Origin of the sequence: Bacteroides caecigallinarum, assembly GCF_016901995.1 — a bacterium.
Taxonomy (GTDB): Bacteria; Bacteroidota; Bacteroidia; order Bacteroidales; family Bacteroidaceae; genus Phocaeicola; species Phocaeicola cellulolyticus.
In genome coordinates this window covers 1-20,970 of sequence record NZ_JACJLE010000008.1, presented here as the reverse complement: position 1 = coordinate 20,970, position 20,970 = coordinate 1, and the positions used below count along the sequence as shown (strand labels likewise).

The 20,970-nt window shown below is 38.3% G+C and carries 13 protein-coding genes; 9 read left to right on the top strand and 4 right to left on the bottom strand.

Annotated elements, in window-relative coordinates:
* Positions 1–125: 125 nt before the first annotated feature.
* From H6A61_RS03325 to pnp, 3 genes are all read right to left on the bottom strand, one after another.
* Entirely contained in the window at positions 126–1,625 is a 1,500-nt protein-coding gene (locus H6A61_RS03325; RefSeq protein WP_204390953.1) for a tyrosine-type recombinase/integrase, read from the bottom strand.
* Between the two features lie 431 nt (positions 1,626–2,056).
* A complete protein-coding gene (locus H6A61_RS03320; protein WP_239469092.1) occupies positions 2,057–2,875 on the bottom strand; it encodes an endonuclease/exonuclease/phosphatase family protein in 819 nt (272 codons plus the stop codon).
* A gap of 173 nt (positions 2,876–3,048) precedes the next feature.
* On the bottom strand, positions 3,049–5,217 hold the full coding sequence (gene pnp, locus H6A61_RS03315; protein WP_154044823.1) for a polyribonucleotide nucleotidyltransferase: 2,169 nt from the start codon (positions 5,215–5,217) through the stop codon (positions 3,049–3,051).
* Between the two features lie 212 nt (positions 5,218–5,429).
* Between pnp and H6A61_RS03310 the strand changes: the two genes are divergently transcribed.
* From H6A61_RS03310 to H6A61_RS03285, 6 genes are all read left to right on the top strand, one after another.
* The gene (locus H6A61_RS03310; protein WP_204390951.1) at positions 5,430–6,575 is read left to right on the top strand and encodes a TlpA disulfide reductase family protein; all 1,146 of its coding nucleotides are present in this window, start codon (positions 5,430–5,432) and stop codon (positions 6,573–6,575) included.
* A 182-nt stretch (positions 6,576–6,757) separates the two neighbouring features.
* On the top strand, positions 6,758–7,222 hold the full coding sequence (gene greA / locus H6A61_RS03305; protein ID WP_154044821.1) for a transcription elongation factor GreA: 465 nt from the start codon (positions 6,758–6,760) through the stop codon (positions 7,220–7,222).
* Between the two features lie 55 nt (positions 7,223–7,277).
* The gene (locus H6A61_RS03300; protein ID WP_204390949.1) at positions 7,278–7,685 is read left to right on the top strand and encodes an HIT family protein; all 408 of its coding nucleotides are present in this window, start codon (positions 7,278–7,280) and stop codon (positions 7,683–7,685) included.
* Between the two features lie 99 nt (positions 7,686–7,784).
* On the top strand, positions 7,785–10,145 hold the full coding sequence (locus H6A61_RS03295; RefSeq protein WP_204390946.1) for a TonB-dependent receptor: 2,361 nt from the start codon (positions 7,785–7,787) through the stop codon (positions 10,143–10,145).
* Between the two features lie 169 nt (positions 10,146–10,314).
* Positions 10,315–11,421 (top strand): SGNH/GDSL hydrolase family protein, encoded by a 1,107-nt coding sequence (locus H6A61_RS03290; protein WP_204390944.1) that lies wholly within the window; start codon positions 10,315–10,317, stop codon positions 11,419–11,421.
* A 146-nt stretch (positions 11,422–11,567) separates the two neighbouring features.
* Positions 11,568–13,133: a glycoside hydrolase family 43 protein gene (locus H6A61_RS03285; protein WP_204390942.1), complete on the top strand. Its 1,566-nt coding sequence runs from the start codon at positions 11,568–11,570 to the stop codon at positions 13,131–13,133.
* A 716-nt stretch (positions 13,134–13,849) separates the two neighbouring features.
* On the opposite strand, the gene H6A61_RS03280 is transcribed toward H6A61_RS03285, so the two are convergent.
* A complete protein-coding gene (locus tag H6A61_RS03280; protein WP_204390940.1) occupies positions 13,850–14,740 on the bottom strand; it encodes an AraC family transcriptional regulator in 891 nt (296 codons plus the stop codon).
* A gap of 174 nt (positions 14,741–14,914) precedes the next feature.
* Between H6A61_RS03280 and H6A61_RS03275 the strand changes: the two genes are divergently transcribed.
* From H6A61_RS03275 to galA, 3 genes are all read left to right on the top strand, one after another.
* Positions 14,915–17,116, top strand: coding sequence for an alpha-galactosidase (locus tag H6A61_RS03275; protein ID WP_239469085.1), 2,202 nt, complete (start codon positions 14,915–14,917; stop codon positions 17,114–17,116).
* A gap of 33 nt (positions 17,117–17,149) precedes the next feature.
* On the top strand, positions 17,150–18,106 hold the full coding sequence (locus tag H6A61_RS03270; RefSeq protein ID WP_204390936.1) for a glycoside hydrolase family 5 protein: 957 nt from the start codon (positions 17,150–17,152) through the stop codon (positions 18,104–18,106).
* A 376-nt stretch (positions 18,107–18,482) separates the two neighbouring features.
* Positions 18,483–20,921, top strand: coding sequence for a beta-galactosidase GalA (gene galA, locus H6A61_RS03265; protein ID WP_204390934.1), 2,439 nt, complete (start codon positions 18,483–18,485; stop codon positions 20,919–20,921).
* The last annotated feature ends 49 nt before the right edge of the window (positions 20,922–20,970 follow it).

Below are 20,970 nucleotides of genomic sequence, written 5' to 3'. Positions count from 1 at the left end.
CCAATTCGTGTTTTTTGTGGTAATTAAATCCACTTTTTTGCGGTATTTCATTCGGTATTTTTGCTGTGTTTTGTTCCGTGTTTTTGTGGTATTTCACTTGGTGCTCTTGCGGTAAACAGCTATAATTAGTCAGATAGATTAGCTATAAGTTCCATCCTCTCCTCTTCGCTCAAGCCTTTCAACATCTTTAACAAAGCTTTCTTATCTACAACTGGGACAGTTTCTTTAGGCTTCTCATTAAGCAAATAATAATTGTACTCCAACATCTTCGCAAGAGGATAGGCACCTATATAGTTGGAAGTGATGTCACTGCCACCACTATGCCCCATGCTGTCACTTATATATTTATAAGGTACAACACCTGAATTATTGAGATTGGTAGCAAAGCTATGTCTTGCCCATGTTGGTGATGGTGTTTGTTCCAGTCCTATGAGTTTAGCGACTTTTGCCATGTGCTCACGTATATATCTATTATAACGTTGAATAACCCATATCTCCTGTTCAGGGGTAATAAGTTCGCTCATTATGGGAAATACCCTTCGCCCAAGTTTTGGAGCATTACCATATCGGTTGAGTATCTCTTGTATCTCAGGTGTAACAGGAAATATTACCTCACTGGCACTCTCGTTTCGTTCCCGGGTCTTATGACGAAGAAAACGTAACTGTTTGCCATGAGTGGCATAGTATAGTTCATCATAAGTCAAACGAAGAGTATCAGCAAGATTTTGCCCATCGCCTAAATACATAAAGAGGAATAATCCGAGGTCGCGAAATATAGCATGTTTTTCTCGTCCAAGAAACAACTCGTTCCCATCCTTGTCTTTTGCCTCACCTGTTTTCCAGAAGTCATAAAGTTTACGCATGGTAGCCACATCAAGAAACTCATGCTTGCGGCTTTGGGATTTATTGTAACCTGTGTCCTTGAACATTTCCTTGGTATCACCTTTCATTAAACCATTTGAGATACACATATTGATGATTGTTCTGAGGCTACGAAGTGCGATGGCAATGGTCGTGGTACTCAATTCGTTTTTCTTCATGATTTTTACCCATTTCAAGATAAAGTCACGGTTTATATCGGCAAACGATATGTCCATTCCCAAATCTTTGACAAAACGGTTGCGCACATCTTTACTGCAACGAGCAGAGCCAGCCTTGCCTTCATTAGTTTTAGATTGAATGTATGAATCCCACACTGTAATAATGGTGCTGTCATCATCCTTTCTACCCTGAAATCTGTCTTGCAGCTTGCGAAGAGAGAAGTTGTTTTCTGCGATAAGTTGATTGGCGATAAGTTCCACCCTATCCATTAGATTTTTCATGTTGTTTCTCTCTGTCAGTTGAACACGACGACCACTTTTTTCGTATTCGCACAAGGTCAACCATTCTTCCATAGTGTATGTTTTGCCCAAACGAAGAAAGACTTTCTGTCCGGCATGACATACACGCACGGCAACAGGAAGCGGTTGCGAATAATCTCCTGCTTTTCGTATGTCAAGAGTCAACGAGCCATATACATTGCCATTAGAAGCTGTGAATTTAGCAAGGCATTTTTCACCTCTTGAAATGGTTTTTACCTCCTTATTCACCATTTCGGTGACCTTATCAATTCCTTCTTTCTTCATAATACGTTAATTTATAAGCCAAACTTTACTCGTTTCGGTGACCTTGAGGTGACCTTTTCGGGAGCAAACTACTGCAAATGTATGTATTTCTCTGCAAACTGCCAAATACATTAGATACTGTAAATCAACACATTTATATTACACGGAATTTTATGAAATATTACTCGAAAAGACTCATAATCTGGAGGTCCCAGGTCCAAGCCCTGGCTGGTCCACCTTGAAAATCAAGCGGTTACGAATTTTGTAGCTGCTTTTTTTATGCGCTTGCGTAAACAATGCGTAAAATCAAGCCGTTATCGCTTTTTTTGTTTTACATGGGGCGGCTTAAATCATATTAATTTTGAAGTGCACCCTAAAAGTTTTATGCCTGACTTTTTGGGTGCACTTCATTTTATCATATTATTATTAGACTGTAGTCTGAAGTTCAACTTTTAGAATGATAATTTTACTATCACAGGATTATGGTCGGAAAGGTGTTTGTCACTTTTTGTACCCTCTTTAGGTATATAGCTGCTTTTAACCTTAATTTGTGGAGTGATGAAAATAAAGTCTATTTTATCTCTGGAGCCTGGATTTAAACGTCCGAAATCGTGGTATGTATAATTTACTCCACTTGTATTTTCAGCTTCTTTGTGTGTATCTTTTAGTACAAAACTGTTTGTTGTTAAAGTCTTGTATGCTTCAGAAAGCTCGTTTACATTGAAATCTCCGGTAAGGATTGCAGGTTTATCGCCTACTATTTCTTTTATTTTTTCAATAATAAGCAGCGCACCTTTGCGACGTGCTTCTGTTCCGACATGATCAAAATGAGTGTTTACAGCCATGAAAATCTTTCCGTTTTTCTTGTCTTTGATTTTTGCCCATGTGGCTATACGGGTACATGCTCCATCCCATCCTATGAATCCTACACTGTCAGGATATTGTGACAGCCAGAATGTATTATTGTCCAGTATCTCAAATCTGTCTTTTTTGAAGAATATAGGGGCATATTCGCCTTTGGTCTTGCCATCTTCTCGTCCTACACCTACTTCTGCATATTCAGGCAGTCTTGCTTTTAACTCTTCCAATTGATTGTGTAATACTTCCTGCATACCTATAATATCCAAGTCCTGAGCATGTATAAAGCTTGCGACAGTGTCTTTGCGGTATTTCCAGTTGTTCAGACTGTCACCTGAATGGTCAAGCCTGATATTAAATGTAGCATAGGTTGTTTCAGATGGATTGTCTTTTACAGACGAACATGAGAACATTGTCAGTGTGATAAATGCTGCAAATGCATTTAGAGCAAATCTTTTTGCTGTTTGTAGATGCCTTGTCATGGTATATTCTTTTTTAAGTTAACTTGTTTCTTATATTTATTTATCTTCCTTATTGGAGTTTATAGATAAAAAAAGGTGATCATTGTGATCACCTTTCTTTAGATTTATTTCTGTTGAGGTTTTCTATCGCGTTTCTTGTTGTTTTCTTCCAAACCTTCAGGCTTTGGTAATAAAACCTTGTGTGAAAGTTTGAATTTACCTGTCTTAGGATCAATTTCAAGAAGTTTTACTTCGATGTCGTCACCTTCTTTCAATCCTGATTCTTCGATAGTCTCAAGGCGTTTCCAGTCGATTTCTGAGATGTGGAGCAGACCGTCCTTTCCTGGAAGGAATTCTACGAATGCACCGTATGGCATTATAGAACGAACTTTACCTGTGTAAACTTCACCTACTTCAGGGATTGCTACTATGCCTTTTATCAGGCGGATAGCATCATCGATAGACTTCTTGTTTGTACCTGAGATTTCGATACGTCCTGCGTTGTCAACTTCTTCGATAGTGATAGTTGCACCTGTTTCTTCCTGCATTCCTTGGATAATCTTACCTCCAGGGCCGATTACAGCACCGATGAATTCTTTAGGAATTGTCATTGTCTCGATACGTGGAGCGTGTGGCTTCAATTCAGCGCGAGGTTCTGCGATACATTCTGTCAGTTTGCCAAGGATATATTCGCGACCCTGTTTTGCCTGAAGAAGTGCTTTCTCAAGGATGTCGTATGTAAGACCGTCACACTTGATATCCATCTGTGTAGCAGTGATACCCTTGCAAGTACCTGTAACCTTGAAGTCCATATCTCCCAAGTGGTCTTCATCACCAAGAATATCTGAAAGAACAGCATATTTGTCTTCGCCGGCATTTTTGATCAATCCCATTGCAATACCTGATACCGGATTCTTGATAGGTACACCGGCATCCATAAGAGCCAATGTTCCGGCACATACTGTTGCCATTGAAGATGAACCGTTTGATTCAAGTATATCTGAAACTACACGTACGCAGTATGGATAATCTGCTGGTATCTGTCCCTTCAAAGCACGCCATGCCAAGTGGCCGTGACCGATTTCACGACGTCCTACACCGCGCTGTGCCTTAGCCTCACCTGTAGAGAATGGAGGGAAGTTATAATGAAGAAGGAAACGTTCCTTGTGCTGGTCAAGTACGTCGTCAACTACTTTTTCGTCAAGTTTTGTACCGAGAGTTACAGTACTCAAAGACTGAGTTTCACCACGTGTGAAGATTGATGAACCGTGAGGACCAGGCAGTGGGCTAACTTCGCACCAGATAGGACGGATTTCTGTAGTAGTACGTCCGTCAAGACGTTTGCCTTCGTCAAGGATGCAACGGCGCATAGCTTCTTTTTCTACGTCGTGATAGTAACGGTCTATCATTGCACCTTTTTCTTCAAGTTCTTCTTCTGTGAACTGTGCTTTGAATTCTTCGCAAACAGCATCGAAAGCATCACCACGTTCGTGCTTGTTTCTGTTGCCTGAAGCTGCTATAGCGTAAGCTTTTTCGTAGCATGCGTCATGAACTGCTTTACGGAGTTCTTCGTCGTTTTCTTCGTGGCAATATTCACGTTTAACTGTAGTGCCTACTTCTTCCATAAGCTCCATCTGAGCTTTGCAGTGAACCTTGATAGCTTCGTGTGCGAATTTCATTGCTTCAAGAAGGTCTTGTTCTGAAACTTCTTCCATTTCGCCTTCCACCATCATGATGTTCTCGTAAGTGGCTGCCACCATAAGATCCATATCTGCCTTTTCAAGGGCTTCGAATGTAGGATTGATAACGAATTTACCGTCAATACGTGCTACACGAACTTCTGAAATAGGACCACCGAAAGGTATGTCTGAAACAGCAAGTGCTGCCGAAGCTGCAAGTCCTGCAAGTGCATCAGGCATATCAACACCATCTGCTGAAAAGAGTGTGATGTTTACATATACCTCTGCATGATAATTATCAGGGAAAAGAGGACGTAATGCACGGTCAACAAGACGGCAAGTCAAAATTTCATAGTCAGATGCCTTGCCTTCGCGTTTAGTGAAACCGCCAGGGAAACGTCCGAATGCTGAATATTTTTCTTTGTACTCTACCTGTAAAGGCATAAAATCTGTTCCGGGAACTGCATCTTTTGCTGCACAAACAGTAGCTAGCAACATGGTGTTACCCATGCGTAGCATAACAGCACCATCTGCCTGTTTTGCTAGCTTTCCCGTTTCGAGTGTGATGGTTCTGCCATCTCCAAGCTCGATCGTCTTAACAATTGGATTGATCATAAAAATTGATTTAATATAGTTTTTTCGTCAAAATATGCGCAAAGATATACATTTTATCGCAGTAAACAGGTGAAACTGAGGTAAAACTTTCATAAAATGCTATTTTTTTGTAGCTTATTACTAAGAAGAAGTAAAAAAACTTTGTCAAATCGTTTAAAACAGTAACTTTGCATCGCAAAAATAAAGATTAAACATTTTTTGAAATAAACAATATGAGCAAAAAAAGCTATATTGCTGCCGTCCTTATTTCTGCAGGATTTGCAGCATGTAATCGTGGTCCCGTTTTTAATGTTGAGGGTGAAATTTCGGGCGCAGAAGGTAAGATGTTGTATATTGAACATTCTTCGATAGAAGGCGTTGTAAGATTGGATTCTACAAAATTAAGCGGCGATGGCCGATACCATTTTTCAGAAGCCAGACCTGAAGCTCCGGATTTCTATCGTTTGAGAGTTGACGACAGAATTATAAATTTTGTTGTAGATTCAACAGAGACGGTAAACATCAGTTCGGACTATAATACTTTCTCTTCCGGATATTCCGTAACCGGTTCCGAAAGTAATGTAAAGATAAAGGAACTTTCATTGCTTCAGGCTGATCTTCAGGCTAAGGTAAATGAACTTAATAAATCCGGAATGCCTGCCGGACTTGCTCAGGACAGTCTGTTCCGTATGATTGAAAGCTACAAGAATGATGTAAAACGTAATTACATCTATAAGGAACCGGACAAGGCTTCGTCATATTTTGCTCTTTTCCAGCAGTTGAATGGATTTATGATATTCAATCCGTTATCAAATAAGGAAGATGTTAAGTGTTTTGCTGCTGTGGCTACAAGCCTGAACCATAACTATCCGCATGCGGACCGTTCCAGAAACCTTTATAATATGGTTATCAAGGGTATGAAAAATACTCGTACTCCTCAGACAAAAACTCTGGAAATATCTGAGGATATGATAAATGAGACATCAATAATAGATATTCCTTTGAAAGATATAAACGGCGAGACAAAACATCTTACAGACTATAAAGGTAAGGTCGTGCTTATAGATTTCACGGCATACGGCACTCCAAGTTCTGGAGCAAGAACTTTGGCGCTTAGAGAATTGTATAATAAATATTCTTCACAAGGTCTGGTGATATATCAGGTTTCGCTTGATACGGACGAGCATTTCTGGAAAACGGCATGCGACAACCTTCCATGGGTATGCGTGCGCGATCCGCAAGGACCTTATTCAACTTATGTCAACATATATGGCGTAACAGCATTGCCTACAGCATTCCTTGTAAATAAAAACAATGAACTGGTGCTTAGGCTGAATGAAAAATCGGATATTGAAGCCGAAATCAAGAAATTACTCTAACATGTTTAATAGCATGTAAAAATAGAATACTTATTTGCTTGACTTATAAGAAAAAAGCTTATCTTTGCACGCAGAATATAAGACAAAGGGTTCCGGCATAGTTGAACATGTCGGAATTCTTTTTTGTTTTATGTCAAATGAGATAATTATTAATAACGAAATATTTTAGGAGGAAAATTATTATGGCTTATATGTCAGAAGAAGGCTATCAGAAACTTTTGGCCGAACTAAAACATCTGGAGGCTGTTGAGCGTCCGAGAATTGTTGCAGCTATCGCTGAAGCACGTGATAAGGGTGACTTGTCGGAAAATGCAGAATATGATGCAGCCAAAGAAGCTCAGGGATTGTTGGAAATGAAAATCAACCAGCTTAAAGCGACTATCGGTGATGCCAAGATTATCGATACATCAAAGATGAAAGCTGATACAGTCCAGATTCTTACACGTGTTGAACTGAAGAATGTCAAGAACAACATGAAGATGGCCTATACAATTGTATCGGAGAGCGAAGCAAACCTTAAAGAAGGAAAGATTTCTGTTACTACACCTATTGCACAGGGTTTGTTGGGCAAGAAAGTTGGTGATATAGCGGAAATTACTATACCTCAGGGTAAAATCAGTCTTGAAATTTTAAGTATATCATTTTAATAGTTAAGGCAGGTCTGTTTTGTGCAGGCTTGCCTTATTTAATATCCAATAATATATGGCAACAATATTCAGTAAAATCATTGCAGGAGAGATTCCAAGTTACAAAGTAGCAGAGAATGAAAAATTTTATGCTTTTCTTGACATCAATCCGTTAGTCAAAGGACATACATTGGTTGTTCCTAAGAGAGAAGTTGATTATATATTCGACCTCGAAGACAGCGAATTGGCTGAAATGCATGTCTTTGCCAAGAAAGTGGCGTTGGCAATACAGAAGGCATTCCCGTGCAAGAAGGTTGGAGAAGCAGTTATAGGTTTGGAAGTGCCACATGCACACATTCACCTTATTCCTATACAAAAGGAATCGGATATGCTTTTCTCAAATCCTAAACTGTCGCTTACTCCAGAAGAGTTTGTGTCTATCGCAAATGCAATCAACAAGGCATGGACTGAAGCTCAGAAATAATTTTCCTAATATATAAGTATTAAAAGCCATCCGAATAGATGGCTTTTTTTGTTTGTTATCATTAGATTTGCAATCTGTTAATGTGAAAAACCTGTTTTTATGAATAAAAGAATCTTCAGTGGAATATTATTGCTGTTTATTGCAGTGGCTGTCATGGCCCAGAACTATCAGATAAAAGGAACGGTAATCAGCAAGACCACTCACGAACCATTGGAATTTGTAAATGTACTTGTAGTAGGTCTTAATATAGGTGCATCGACAGATGTCAACGGAAATTTTACCATTAATTCAGTTCCTCCTGGAATATATCAGCTCAGAGCTTCCACCATCGGTTATAAAACTGTATTTACCGAAGAATACAGAGTCAATCATATTACACCGCACATAAATATAGAGATGGAGGAGGAAAGTACTTCCATATCGGAAGTGACTGTTACAGCCTCACCTTTCAGAAGAGTGGCAGAAAGTCCTGTCAGCCTTAGAGTTATAGGTCTTCAGGAGATAGAAAAGGCTCCTGGAGCAAACCGTGATATATCGCGCGTGGTTCAGAACTATCCGGGAGTAGCGTTCTCGCCTATAGGATATAGAAATGACCTCATAGTGCGTGGTGGAGGCCCTTCTGAAAATAGGTTTTATCTGGATGGGGTGGAAATACCTAACATAAACCATTTTAGTACTCAGGGCGCATCCGGCGGTCCTGTAGGACTGATTGATGCCGACCTGATACGTAATGTGAAATTTTATAGCGGCGCTTTCCCTGCACACAGAGGGAACGCACTTAGTTCTGTGCTCGACTTCAGTCTTCGTGATGGAAGCATGGAGCGCAATTCATTGAAAGCCACTTTGGGAGCTTCCGAAGTTTCTCTCAGTTCGAACGGCCACATAGGCGATAAGACTTCTTATCTTGTATCCGTGCGCCAGTCATATCTTCAGATGTTGTTCAAGGTTTTGGGCCTTCCTTTTCTTCCGGCATATACAGATGCTTCGTTCAAGATAAAGACAAGATTTGATGATAAGAACGAGCTTACCGTTCTTGGACTTGGAGGTCTTGACCGCATGAAGCTTAATATGGATATTGACGGCGACTATGCTGAATATCTGTTGAGCTATCTTCCTACCATAGAGCAGGAGACATTCACTCTTGGAGGTGTTTACCGTCATTATGCGGGAAATCATGTACAGTCATTGACTTTGAGTCACAGCTATCTGCATAACCGTAATTACAAGTATCAGGACAATGATGACAGCAATCCCGATAATCTGAATCTGGATCTGGGCTCGGTGGAGCAGGAAACAAAACTTAGAGTGGAGAATACATCCGAATGGGATTCATGGAAAATGAATGCAGGTTTCGAACTGAATTATACACATTATACTAATGATACATATCAGAAGATCTTTACCGATGTACTGCGTGAGTTCAATTACGATACCCGTCTCAATATGTTGCGATGGGGAATATATGCATCAGCCGATTATTCCTCATTCGACGACAGGTTTACAGCTTCTTTAGGAGTACGTACCGACGGAAATAACTATAGCGATAAGATGAAGGAGCTCTGGAGACAGCTGTCGCCACGTCTTTCAGTATCTTATCGTCTTATAGACGGTCTTTACCTGAGCGGTCACATGGGACTCTATTATCAGCTGCCTGCATATACAGCCTTGGGATATAAGAATAATGAAGACGTATATGTGAATAAGGACCTGGACTATACATCTGTCACTCAGGAAAGTTTGGGACTGACATGGAATCCTACTGAAACAATGGAAGTCTCGGCAGAAGGTTTCTACAAAAAATATAACAACATGCCTCTTTCTGTTTCCGACAATATACCTTTGTCGTGCAAGGGAAACGATTACAGCGTTATCGGTAATGAACCACTTGTGTCTGATGCGGAAGGGCGTTCATATGGTGTCGAAATAATGTTCAAATGGCTGTTGGCAAAGAAACTTAATCTTTCTTCATCATTGACACTTTTCAGAAGTGAGTTCAAATCGGGTGCAGATGATAAATATGTAGCGTCGGCATGGGACAACAGGTTTATCTTCAATATGAGCGGTACATACAATTTGCCTAAGAACTGGAGTGTAGGTATGCGTGTATGTGCCATAGGCGGTTCTCCGTTCACTCCATACGATGAGGAAAAATCTTCTCTTATAGAAGCATGGAATGTGCAGGGACGTGCTTACTATGACTACAGCCGTTATAACATGGAGCGTCTTCCGGCTTTCGGCCAGCTTGATGTCAGAGTTGACAAGACATTCTATCTGAAGAAATGTATGCTAGGCTTTTATCTCGACATACAGAACATCACTGCAAGCAAATTACGTCAGCCTGATGCTCTTATGAGTACGGGAGTAGAAGATCCGGAGCGTCCAGGACACTATATAATGAAAAATATCAAGATGGAAAGTGGAACTCTGCTTCCTACCATTGGTATTACGTTTGAATATTGATTTATCCGTTAAAAAAATAAATTAAAATGGCTTGCTATTCTAAATGGAATGACAAGCCATTTTTTATGTTTCCAATTTTATCTTTTGTCAGGTATGATAAAATTCTGATAATATAATATTGGTATAAAAATATTATATCGTTTACATTTGCATAGAAATTCAATAATATATGAAAAACAGACAGAATATATTCAATTTATTGCTAGGAGGATTATTGTCAGTGTTTTCCTCTTCAGTGTTTGCTGATGATATGTCAGATAATAAAGTTTTTGTATCATCGGATAATCCCAATATCGTTTATATGGGAAGAATAAGCCGAAGCGTTCCCGAAACCATACGTTTTACTTATCCTGGGGTTAGCATTTACGCAAATTTCGAAGGAACTTCCTTGCAGATGAAAGCAAAGCCGGGAAGCGGATCTTTCATGGTAGAGATTGATGATAATTTACCATACAGAATCAATTTCTCTGAAAAAGATTCTATCCATACTTTAGCGGAAGGACTTCCTGAAGGTACTCATAGTGCACGTATTATGTATGTAGTGGAAGGGTATGAGATGAAGCCTGAATTTAAAGGTTTCTATTTGGACAATGGATGTTCCCTGGCTGATGCTCCGGTTTTACCTACACGCCGAATAGAATTTGTGGGCAATTCAATGACGTGTGGCTATGGAGTAGAGTCTGATAATCCTTTAGAGCCATTCTCATATGAAACAGAAAACCATTATTATACCTATGCAGCCCGTACGGCAAGAGCTTTGCAGGCGCAGCATCTGGTTGTAGCACGCTCCGGTATAGGAGTATATCGAAATTTTGGTGCCCCACGAACAGGAAGCAGTGATTGTATGCCGAATATGTATAATCAGGTCTTGTTTTCAGATTCTACCGAACTGTGGGATTTCTCCAATTATACTCCCGATGTGGTCTGTGTAAATTTGGGTACTAATGATACGAGTCTGGATAATTATGACAAAGAATTATTGACTGATGCCTATAGGAAATTCATTAAAAAGTTACGTAATGTCTATCCTGATGCAAAATTGGTTCTTCTTAGTGGCTCTATGTTGACAGGAAAATCCCTTCAGGATGTAAGAAATGCAATGGACAAAGTCGTAGTAGAGATGAACGGTGATGGCGACAAAGAAGTTTACAGATTTGATATGTCCCCACAGACAGGTTCCTTAGGCATGGGTGCCGACTATCATCCGTCGATGAGGCAACATCAGAAAATGGCTTCAGAATTGACGGAATATTTGAGAAAACTTATGAACTGGTAATGGGCTAAAGGTTGTATATCGCATTACGGCATGTTTTTATTTTTACTATTCTAAAGTGATAAATTCGTGTGTCTAATTAGGAACTCTTTTATCTGTTTCAGAATATATAGGAGTTATATTTATAATTTAAACATCGTTTTTTAATTATGAAACTTTGCAGATTTTTTCTCTGGATTCTTGTCCTTTATGCATTATCTGTTTCTGCCCAAGGATATAAGAATCCTGTGATTAAAGGATTTCATCCTGACCCAAGTGTATGTAAGGCTGATGATGGATTTTATCTAGTGAACAGTAGTTTTCAGTACTTTCCTGGTGTTCCATTGTTCTATAGTCGTGATCTTGTAAACTGGGAACAGATAGGCAACTGTCTTACTAGAGAATCTCAGTTGAAGCTTGCCGGTGCAACTTCATCATCAGGAATTTATGCTCCTACAATCCGTTACTATAAAGGTGTATTTTATATGATAACAACCAATATATCGGATGGTGGAAAGAACTTTCTTGTACATACTACTGATCCTAGAGGTGAATGGTCAGAACCTGTATGGCTCGAACAGGGTGGTATAGATCCTTCTTTGTTTTTTGAAGATGATAAATGTTATATGGTAAGTAATCCTGGCGGTTTCATAATGTTGAGTGAGATAGACCCGATTACTGGTAAGCAATTGACCCCATCAGTAAGAATATGGGGTGGAACAGGTGGAAGATATCCTGAAGGTCCGCATATATATAAAAAGGATGGATGGTATTATCTGTTGATCTCAGAAGGTGGCACAGAAGTGGCACACAGTGTAACAATAGCAAGAAGCAAGTATATTGACGGACCATATATCGGCAATCCTTCTAATCCAATACTCACACATGCGTGTCAGGAAGCCGAAACTAATCCTATTCAAGGTACTGGCCATGCCGATTTTATTGAGGCCCCGGATGGTTCTTGGTGGATGGTATGTCTTGCATATAGGATTATGCCAGGATTTCATCATACATTAGGTAGAGAAACATTTCTAGCTCCGATAAGATGGGAAAAGAATGCATGGCCTGTTGTAAATGGAAATGGTATTATCTCATTAGACATGGATGTCCCGACATTACCTTTGTATCATGTAGAAAAAAACTCTGGTAATTATACTTTTGATAATGACAGCCTATCTTTAGAATGGATTAGATTGCAGAACCCTATAATGGATAATTATGAATTTAAAAACGGTTGTCTGCGACTTAAAGCTACTCCTGTTTCATTATCTCATATTGGTAGTCCTACATTTGTAGGAATACGTCAGACTGATTTTGACATGAATGTTTCTACATCTTTGTCATTAAATGAGGCTAAGGCTGGAGATCAAGCGGGTATAACAGTGTATATGGATTATCATTCTCATTATGATTTGTTTATAAGACAAAACGAAGATAATACACAGTCGGTGGTGCTGAGATATAAGCTTGGTGAACTGGAACATATAGAAAAAGATGTGCGTTTAAAGGAAAAAGTAAATGTTGAGTTGAATGTGAGTTCAGATATTTCATACTATAGTTTTGGCTATACAATAAATGGTGTTTATCATGGTATGGGTAGGATGAATACTAGATATTTAAGCAGTGAAACTGCAGGTGGATTTACAGGCGTTGTTATCGGACTATATACCACATCTTCTGAAAGTGAATCAAAAGCTTATGCTGATTTTGAATACCTGAAATATAGAAGTAAATAGACTAGTGTATTAGAGGGTGGGTCAAAACTAAAATGACTACTCCTCAAAATTTAACTATAATATTTATAAGGGTCGTATCAAACTCTGTATTGAGTAATGATACGGCCCTTTCTTTAGTCTTTTAGGATACTCAAATTTCAAATTATAAGTTCATATTTTCAAAAAATGAGTTTTGACACTCTCAATAAGATGGCATAGTTATTTGTGTTTAAGTTTCCAATAGCTCCTTATAGCGGGAATAATAATAGTTTTATACGAAATGTATAGAGTAATGTTTTCCGTGAGAAGTCGGTAGAGGTCGTAGTAGTGGAGTAAATATGTTCTATGAAAGGCTTAGCCTAATAATTAAAAGATAGTAATTGAAAATTACTTTATGAAAGATAGAATGCAGAAATCATCAGCTTAAGCTAATGACTGCCCTCAAATTGATAGGTTGGAATCAGAATGGTATGAGGGAGTGCATACTTTTATGTGGATGACCGAAGACAATAATATGGAAGTAGCATTTGAGAAAAAAAGCACCAATTGGAATCGTCCTCAGTCCATTAAACTTGAATAAAGTCAATAAATCTATAGTCAGAAACGACTTCAAGTTGCCGGTTATGTCAGTATTTGAGCATTTTTATTGTCCGAAAAAAATGTGCGCACATTTTACTTGAAACGTGCGCACGTTTTGAATCGAATGTGCGCACGCTTTAGACTGAATGTGCGCACGCTTAGATTACAGTACGTTTTTTGCGATAATTGTCTCTGAATTCTTTAGGAGAGCAATTCTTTTTCTTCTTGAATATACGGTTGAAGTTTGATAAATTATTGAAGCCGCATTCATAGCAAATCTCAGCTATATTCATGGTTGAATCCACCAAAAGACGTGTGGCATGTCCCAAACGTAAATCTATTATATAGTCAGACAGGTTTTTGCCAGTACGAAGTTTGAAAAAGCGGCTGAAAGAAACTTCTGTCATTCCTACCATATCTGCCAGTTGTTCTAGCCTGATTTCTTCACGATAATGTTTGTTTATGTAACTCTGGACTTTCTGTACTCTTCTGCTGTCCGAATGTACCTCTATTCTTGCGAACGAAGAACTGGACAGTGTGCGGGCCTGTTCCGTAAATTGAGACAACTCGTATAGCAGGGTCAGAAAGTTAATAACTGCATAAAATCCTTTCATTTCTGGAAGCTTGTCTATTAATGAGTAAGTTTTCATTATGGCATCAATAGGAAAGCTTATTCCGTTCTTGGCTTTCTCCAACATTTTATGAATGGAATCAAACTGGTTTTTGTCTATAAGGCCGTTGATAAAAGTAGGTACAAACTGGATTGTTATTTCTCTGATATTCTTGGATGTGCATTTACCCTGTTCCCACACGTGCTCCAGATCGGGATTTGTTATCAGCACCAAATCATAATCTCCAATCTCTTCGGATGAATCTCCTACAATACGACGTACTCCCGGTGCATGCTCTACAAAGTTCAGTTCGAATTCATTATGTGAATGCATCGGATATGTGAACCCTTCCTTATGTCGGTCTGCTATATAGAAACAGTCTTTATCGGATAGTGGGGTTATTTCACGTATAAAATTCTCCTTATTTGGCTTCTCCATAATATTTTATTTTTTCAGTCCATACAAATATACGTAATAATATATAATCACAAAAGTTGAAATGAATTTTCTATCAAAATATGATAAAACAGTATTATATAAAATAAAAAGTAAAGTTTATTTTTGCAGTAAATAAAATAATTTTGTTACTAAAAAACGATGAAAAACATTAATATGAAACAATTTTTTCTTTTGGCAGGTGCCTCCATATTTGTAACAAATGCGTTATTTGCACAAAACATTTGTATTTCTACTCCTAATACATCTTTAGTGTTGAAAGCACAAAAGGGTGGAGAATTGAAATATCTTTATTACGGAAATAAACTGAGTGAAACGGATTTTGAGAACATAGAACAGGCTGGTAACTGCAATCATAATGCATATCCTGTATATGGTATGAACTGTCCGGGAGAAGTAGCGTTGTCAGTCAAGCATGCCGATGGAAATATGTCAACACAGATGAGTGTTGTGGATGTGGATACATATAAGAATGAACAGACAACTGTTACCAGTATAAAGTTGAAAGATAATGTCTATCCATTCTATGTTGATGTGTATTATAAGGCTTATTCAGATGTAGATATGATAGAAACATGGACCGAAATAAGTCATACGGAAAAGAAACCTGTTTTGCTTACTCAGTATTCATCAGCATATCTTCCTATACGTAGAGGGAACGTGTGGCTTTCCCATCTTTATGGCTCTTGGGCTAATGAAGGTCAGCTGGCTCAGGAACAGTTGGAACCTGGTATGACAGTAATAAAGAATAAGGATGGAGTAAGAAATTCTCATACGTCACATTCAGAGGTTATGTTTTCTCTTGACGGTAAGCCGCAGGAAAACAAAGGAAGAGTTATCGGAGCTGCCCTCTGTTATACAGGAAACTATAAATTGAGAATAGATACAGACGACAGTGATTATCATCAGTTTTATGCCGGTATAAACGAAGAGAATTCATCGTATAGTCTGGATAAGAAAGAAGTGTTCAAGACTCCGGCACTTGCCATTACATATAGTAATGAGGGATTAAGTGGAGCAAGTAGAAACTTCCATAAATGGGGAAGGATGTATAAACTGGCTCATGGAGACAAGGAACGTGATATTCTTCTGAACAGTTGGGAAGGTGTATATTTCGATATAAACCAGAAAGGAATGGATCAGATGATGGAGGATATATCTTCAATGGGAGGTGAGCTATTCGTAATGGATGATGGATGGTTCGGTGACAAGTATCCTCGTAATAATGACACTTCCTCACTAGGTGACTGGGTCGTGGATGAGAAAAAACTTCCTGAAGGAATAGATGGGCTGATTCGTGATGCAAAGAAGCACGGTATAAAGTTTGGTATATGGATAGAACCTGAAATGGCAAATACTACAAGCGAACTTTATGAAAAACATCCGGAGTGGATTATTAAATCCCCTCAACGCGAACCGGTGTTGGGACGTGGAGGAACGCAGGTAGTGCTTGATCTGGCTAATCCTGAGGTACAGGACTTTGCGTTTGATATCGTTGATAACCTTATGACAAAGCATCCTGAGATTGCTTATATAAAATGGGATGCCAATATGGCTATAATGAATCATGGCTCAAATTATCTTACTAAGGACAATCAGAGTCATATGTATATAGAGTATCACAAAGGTTTTGAGAAAGTATGCCAGAGAATAAGAGAAAAATATCCTGATCTGGTTATTCAGGCTTGTGCAAGTGGTGGAGGACGTGCCAATTACGGATATCTCCCTTATTTTGACGAATTTTGGGTTAGTGACAATACTGATGCCTTGCAGAGAGTATATATGCAGTGGGGAACATCATATTTTTTCCCAGCCATTGCTATGGCGTCTCATATAAGTGCTGCTCCAAACCATCAGACATTCCGTACTATTCCGTTGAAATATCGTATTGATGTTGCCATGAGCGGAAGGCTTGGTATGGAAATCCAGCCTAAGAATATGACTGACGAAGAAAAGGATTTGTGCCGTAAGGCAATAGCTGACTATAAGAAGATACGCCCTGTTGTACAATTTGGTAATATATATCGTTTGATATCTCCATATGATAAACTTGGAGTGGCATCGTTGATGTATATTAGTGACGTAAAAGATAAGGCAGTGTTCTATTGGTGGAAAACCGAGCACTTTGTAAATCAGCATTTGCCTAGAGTCATAATGGCAGGACTTGACCCTGAAAAGAAATACAAGGTTATGGAACTTAATCGTATAGATAATGTCCCTTTGGAATTCGAAGGAAAAGTCTTCAGTGGTGCATACTTGATGGCTAATGGACTGGAAATACCTTACAATCATAAGGTTGACTACCATAAGCAGAATGATTATTCAAGTAGAGTGCTTTATCTGGAGGAAGTGAAATAATTTTTATATAAAGACTATAATATAGGCAATGATATGATTAGATTAGATTTTAGATTACGTATTATTACTTTTATTTGTTTTACTTTATGCTGTGTAGTTCCTGTAATTTCGGGTGAGAACGTTGAACGGCTGATAGTAAAAGGTACTTCATTGGTAAATAAGAGTGGCGAGAATGTAGTGTTAAGAGGAGTAAGTTTTGGCTGGCATAATTGGTGGCCACGTTTTTATAATGCTTCTGCAGTTAAAACATTAAAGAAGGATTGGAATTGTACGTTGATTCGTGCGGCAATGGGAGTAGAGCCTGAAGGAGCTTATCTTTCAAATCATGATAAGGCCTTAAAGTGTATTACGGAAGTTGCCGATGCTGCTATAGAAAACAATATGTATGTTATCATAGACTGGCATAGTCATGGAATACATACAGATGAGGCAAAATCGTTTTTCCATGATATAGTACTTCGTTATAAAGGAGTTCCAAATGTAATATACGAAATATTCAATGAACCTGTAGAAGACTCTTGGGATGATGTGAAAGAATATGCTGAAGAGGTCATAAAGGTTATAAGAGAAGTGGATAAGGAGGCTTTAATTCTTGTAGGTACTCCACATTGGGATCAGGATGTTCATCTGGCAGCAGATAATCCTATAAAAAATGTTGATAATATAATGTACACTTTGCACTTTTATGCCGCAACCCATCGTGATTCTCTGCGCGAACGTGCCGATTATGCTTTAAAGAAAGGACTTCCGATTTTTGTTTCGGAATGTGCCGGCATGGAAGCAAGCGGAGATGGTCCTATAGATATTGTAGAATGGAATAAATGGCAGTCGTGGATGAAAAAGAACAAGATCAGTTGGGCTGCATGGTCAGTATCAGATAAAGATGAAACCTGTTCTATGTTTTATCCCACAGCTCCAGATTATGACTGGAAGGATAAAGATATTAAAGAATGGGGAAATATAGTTCGAGATGAACTGGTAAGAAAATAATTAATAGGTATTAGAATAAATACAAGATTTATATGTGTAAAGCTGTCCTTTATGTTGAAGGGCAGCTTTTATTATTTACAATAGTATTAAAGATACTGTATTATTTTTAGGATGATAAATCTTGGATAAAATAATATTATATTTATGTTTTTGTCTGTAATAAATTTGTGATGGCAGTAAAATCTAATAGATATGCTAACACGTAATTTAATTTTATTATTATTGGTATTTTTATTTTATCGTACCGTTTTATTTAAAGGTATATATAAATAAATAGAGTTTTGTAGTATCCGTTTATTATCAATAGTATTATTCTTTTTCTATAGGTACTTGTCTTGATGTTATACTATTTTTTTAATTATATGAATCTGAAATTATGAAGAGGGTTTATTTATTTTTGTTATTATCCTTTGTTTGTACTTTATCGTTTAAAGCGCAGGTTTTGCAGCGCGAATGTATCCTTTTTGATGAAAATTGGTATTTCGCATTTGGAAATGCTTCTTCTCCTGAGAAAGATTTTGGATGTGGAACTGAGTATTTTAATTATTTGACCAAGGCTGCATCCATACATAATACAGGTCCATATAGTGAAAAATTTGATGCATCTGGATGGAAACATGTTAATTTACCGCACGATTGGGTAGTTGATTTGCCTTTTGATAAAAAGGCTAGTCATAGTCATGGTTATAAAACTGTGGGCTATCGTTATCCAGAAACAAGTGTAGGTTGGTATCGTAAGACATTTTCTATTTCAAAGGAAGATTTGGGACGACATATTTCAGTTCGTTTCGATGGAATATTCCGAGATGCCCGAATATGGGTGAATGGATTTTATTTAGGGCATGAGCCAAGTGGTTATGCAACTCAAGAATATGATATTACAGATTATCTGAATTATGGCGGTGAGAACCTGATTTGTGTTCGTGTGGATGCCACACTTGAGGAAGGTTGGTTTTATGAAGGTGCCGGTATATACAGGCATGTATGGTTAAATAAGATGGATAAGTTGCATGTTGCACCATTTGGAACTTTTGTTCATAGTGCGCTTGAGGCTCCTTTTGATAAAGCGGAGATAACTATTGAAGCCAATGTAGAGAATTTTTATCAGCATTCAGTCTCTTATACTTTACATCATGTGTTGCGAGATTCGGATGGTAATCAGATAGCAGAATGCATAACAGATAAAGAAGCTTTGTTACCACGTGAAACCGGATACTCTATAGGTAAGATAAGTATTGATAATCCAAATTTGTGGAGTACAGATAATCCATATATCTATAAAGTAGAGACTGAGGTATATAATGATGGAATGTTGGTTGATTCATATATTACAAATATAGGTATTCGTCATATAGAGTTTGATGAAAATGAGGGTTTCATACTAAATGGTAAACATATAAAAATTAAAGGTGTTAATATGCATCAGGATCATCCGGGAGTTGGAACTGCAATTCCTGATGCTTTGCAGGCTTATAGAATAAAGGAACTAAAAAAATTAGGTTGCAATGCTTACCGTGCTTCACATAATCCGATGACTCCGGAGATGCTTGATATTTGTGATCGTGAGGGAATACTTGTTATAGAAGAAAACCGACTTACAGGAATAAACAAAGAGCATATAGATTTATTGCGTCGTATGATAGAACGTGACCGCAATCATCCGTCTATAATACTGTGGAGTGTCGGTAATGAGGAATGGGGTATAGAGTGGAAAGAGAGTGGCACTCGTATAGCGGCTACTATGCGTGATTTCTGTCATCTTTTTGATCCGACTCGAAATATGACTGTTGCTTCTAGTAGCGGACCTGCTATTTTGATTCCGGCAGATGTCGCCGGGTATAATTATATACTACAGAATCCGGTGGAAAAGCATCGTAAAGATTATCCGGAACGTCGTGCCTTGGGTTCGGAAGAAACATCTGGTTGTGGCACAAGAGGGGTGTATTTTGATGATACTGAGAGAGGCCATATGGTTTCATTGAACAGAAAACCAAACGGTCCGGATAGTCTTCTGAACTGTATAGAGCGTGGGTGGAAATTCTATTCAGCCCGACCTTATCTTGCCGGATTGTTTTATTGGACTGGATTTGATTATAGAGGTGAACCAAATCCTTTGTCTTTCCCTGCCACTGGTTCTCAGTTCGGCATTCTTGATTATTGCGGTTTCCCTAAAGATGAGGCTTATTATTTGAAATCATGGTGGACGGACAAGCCAGTGTTGCATATTTTCCCTCATTGGAACCTTTCTGGTCATGAGGGTGAGAATGTTGATGTCTGGGCTTATAGTAATTGTGATGAAGTGGAATTAATAGTAAATGGTAAAAGTCAGGGACGCAAGAAAATGCCAGAAAATGGATATTTATCATGGAGCACTATTTATAATCCGGGATATGTAAAGGCAATAGGATATAAAAATGGCAAGCGTGTGATGGAGGAGAAATTGGAAACAACAGGAAATCCAGACCGTATAGAATTAACGGCTGATAGAACAAATCTCACTGCTGATAATCGCGATGTGATGGTATTTCGTGTAGAACTCCAGGATAGTAAAAAACGTTTTGTACCTATAGCTTGTGATAGTCTTGAACTTACTGTAACAGGTCCTGTACGAATTCTAGGTGTAGGAAATGGAGATCCGGCATGGCAAGATATAGAACGACCTACTGAAGCTGAGACTCGTTCTTTTAGTGTGAAGGCATTTAATGGATTAGCTCAGATATTATTACAGAGTACTTACAATGAAGGTGAAGCTAAGTTGGAAGTAAAGGCAAAAGGATTAAAGCCAAAGACTTATAGATTTTATGTCCAGAAGTAGTTTTACAAAATATATGAGAGGTTGAATTAATTATTAATTTAGTTTGTTT

Bases quoted from the DNA above. Each gene is read 5' to 3' on its own strand.
- H6A61_RS03290 (WP_204390944.1), top strand. From the start codon at position 10,315: ATGAAAAACAGACAGAATATATTCAATTTATTGCTAGGAGGATTATTG.
- H6A61_RS03295 (WP_204390946.1), top strand. From the start codon at position 7,785: ATGAATAAAAGAATCTTCAGTGGAATATTATTGCTGTTTATTGCAGTG.
- pnp (WP_154044823.1), bottom strand. From the start codon at position 5,217: ATGATCAATCCAATTGTTAAGACGATCGAGCTTGGAGATGGCAGAACC.
- H6A61_RS03285 (WP_204390942.1), top strand. From the start codon at position 11,568: ATGAAACTTTGCAGATTTTTTCTCTGGATTCTTGTCCTTTATGCATTA.
- H6A61_RS03310 (WP_204390951.1), top strand. From the start codon at position 5,430: ATGAGCAAAAAAAGCTATATTGCTGCCGTCCTTATTTCTGCAGGATTT.
- H6A61_RS03270 (WP_204390936.1), top strand. From the start codon at position 17,150: ATGATTAGATTAGATTTTAGATTACGTATTATTACTTTTATTTGTTTT.
- H6A61_RS03300 (WP_204390949.1), top strand. From the start codon at position 7,278: ATGGCAACAATATTCAGTAAAATCATTGCAGGAGAGATTCCAAGTTAC.
- greA (WP_154044821.1), top strand. From the start codon at position 6,758: ATGGCTTATATGTCAGAAGAAGGCTATCAGAAACTTTTGGCCGAACTA.
- H6A61_RS03325 (WP_204390953.1), bottom strand. From the start codon at position 1,625: ATGAAGAAAGAAGGAATTGATAAGGTCACCGAAATGGTGAATAAGGAG.
- H6A61_RS03275 (WP_239469085.1), top strand. From the start codon at position 14,915: ATGAAACAATTTTTTCTTTTGGCAGGTGCCTCCATATTTGTAACAAAT.
- H6A61_RS03320 (WP_239469092.1), bottom strand. From the start codon at position 2,875: ATGTTCTCATGTTCGTCTGTAAAAGACAATCCATCTGAAACAACCTAT.
- H6A61_RS03280 (WP_204390940.1), bottom strand. From the start codon at position 14,740: ATGGAGAAGCCAAATAAGGAGAATTTTATACGTGAAATAACCCCACTA.
- galA (WP_204390934.1), top strand. From the start codon at position 18,483: ATGAAGAGGGTTTATTTATTTTTGTTATTATCCTTTGTTTGTACTTTA.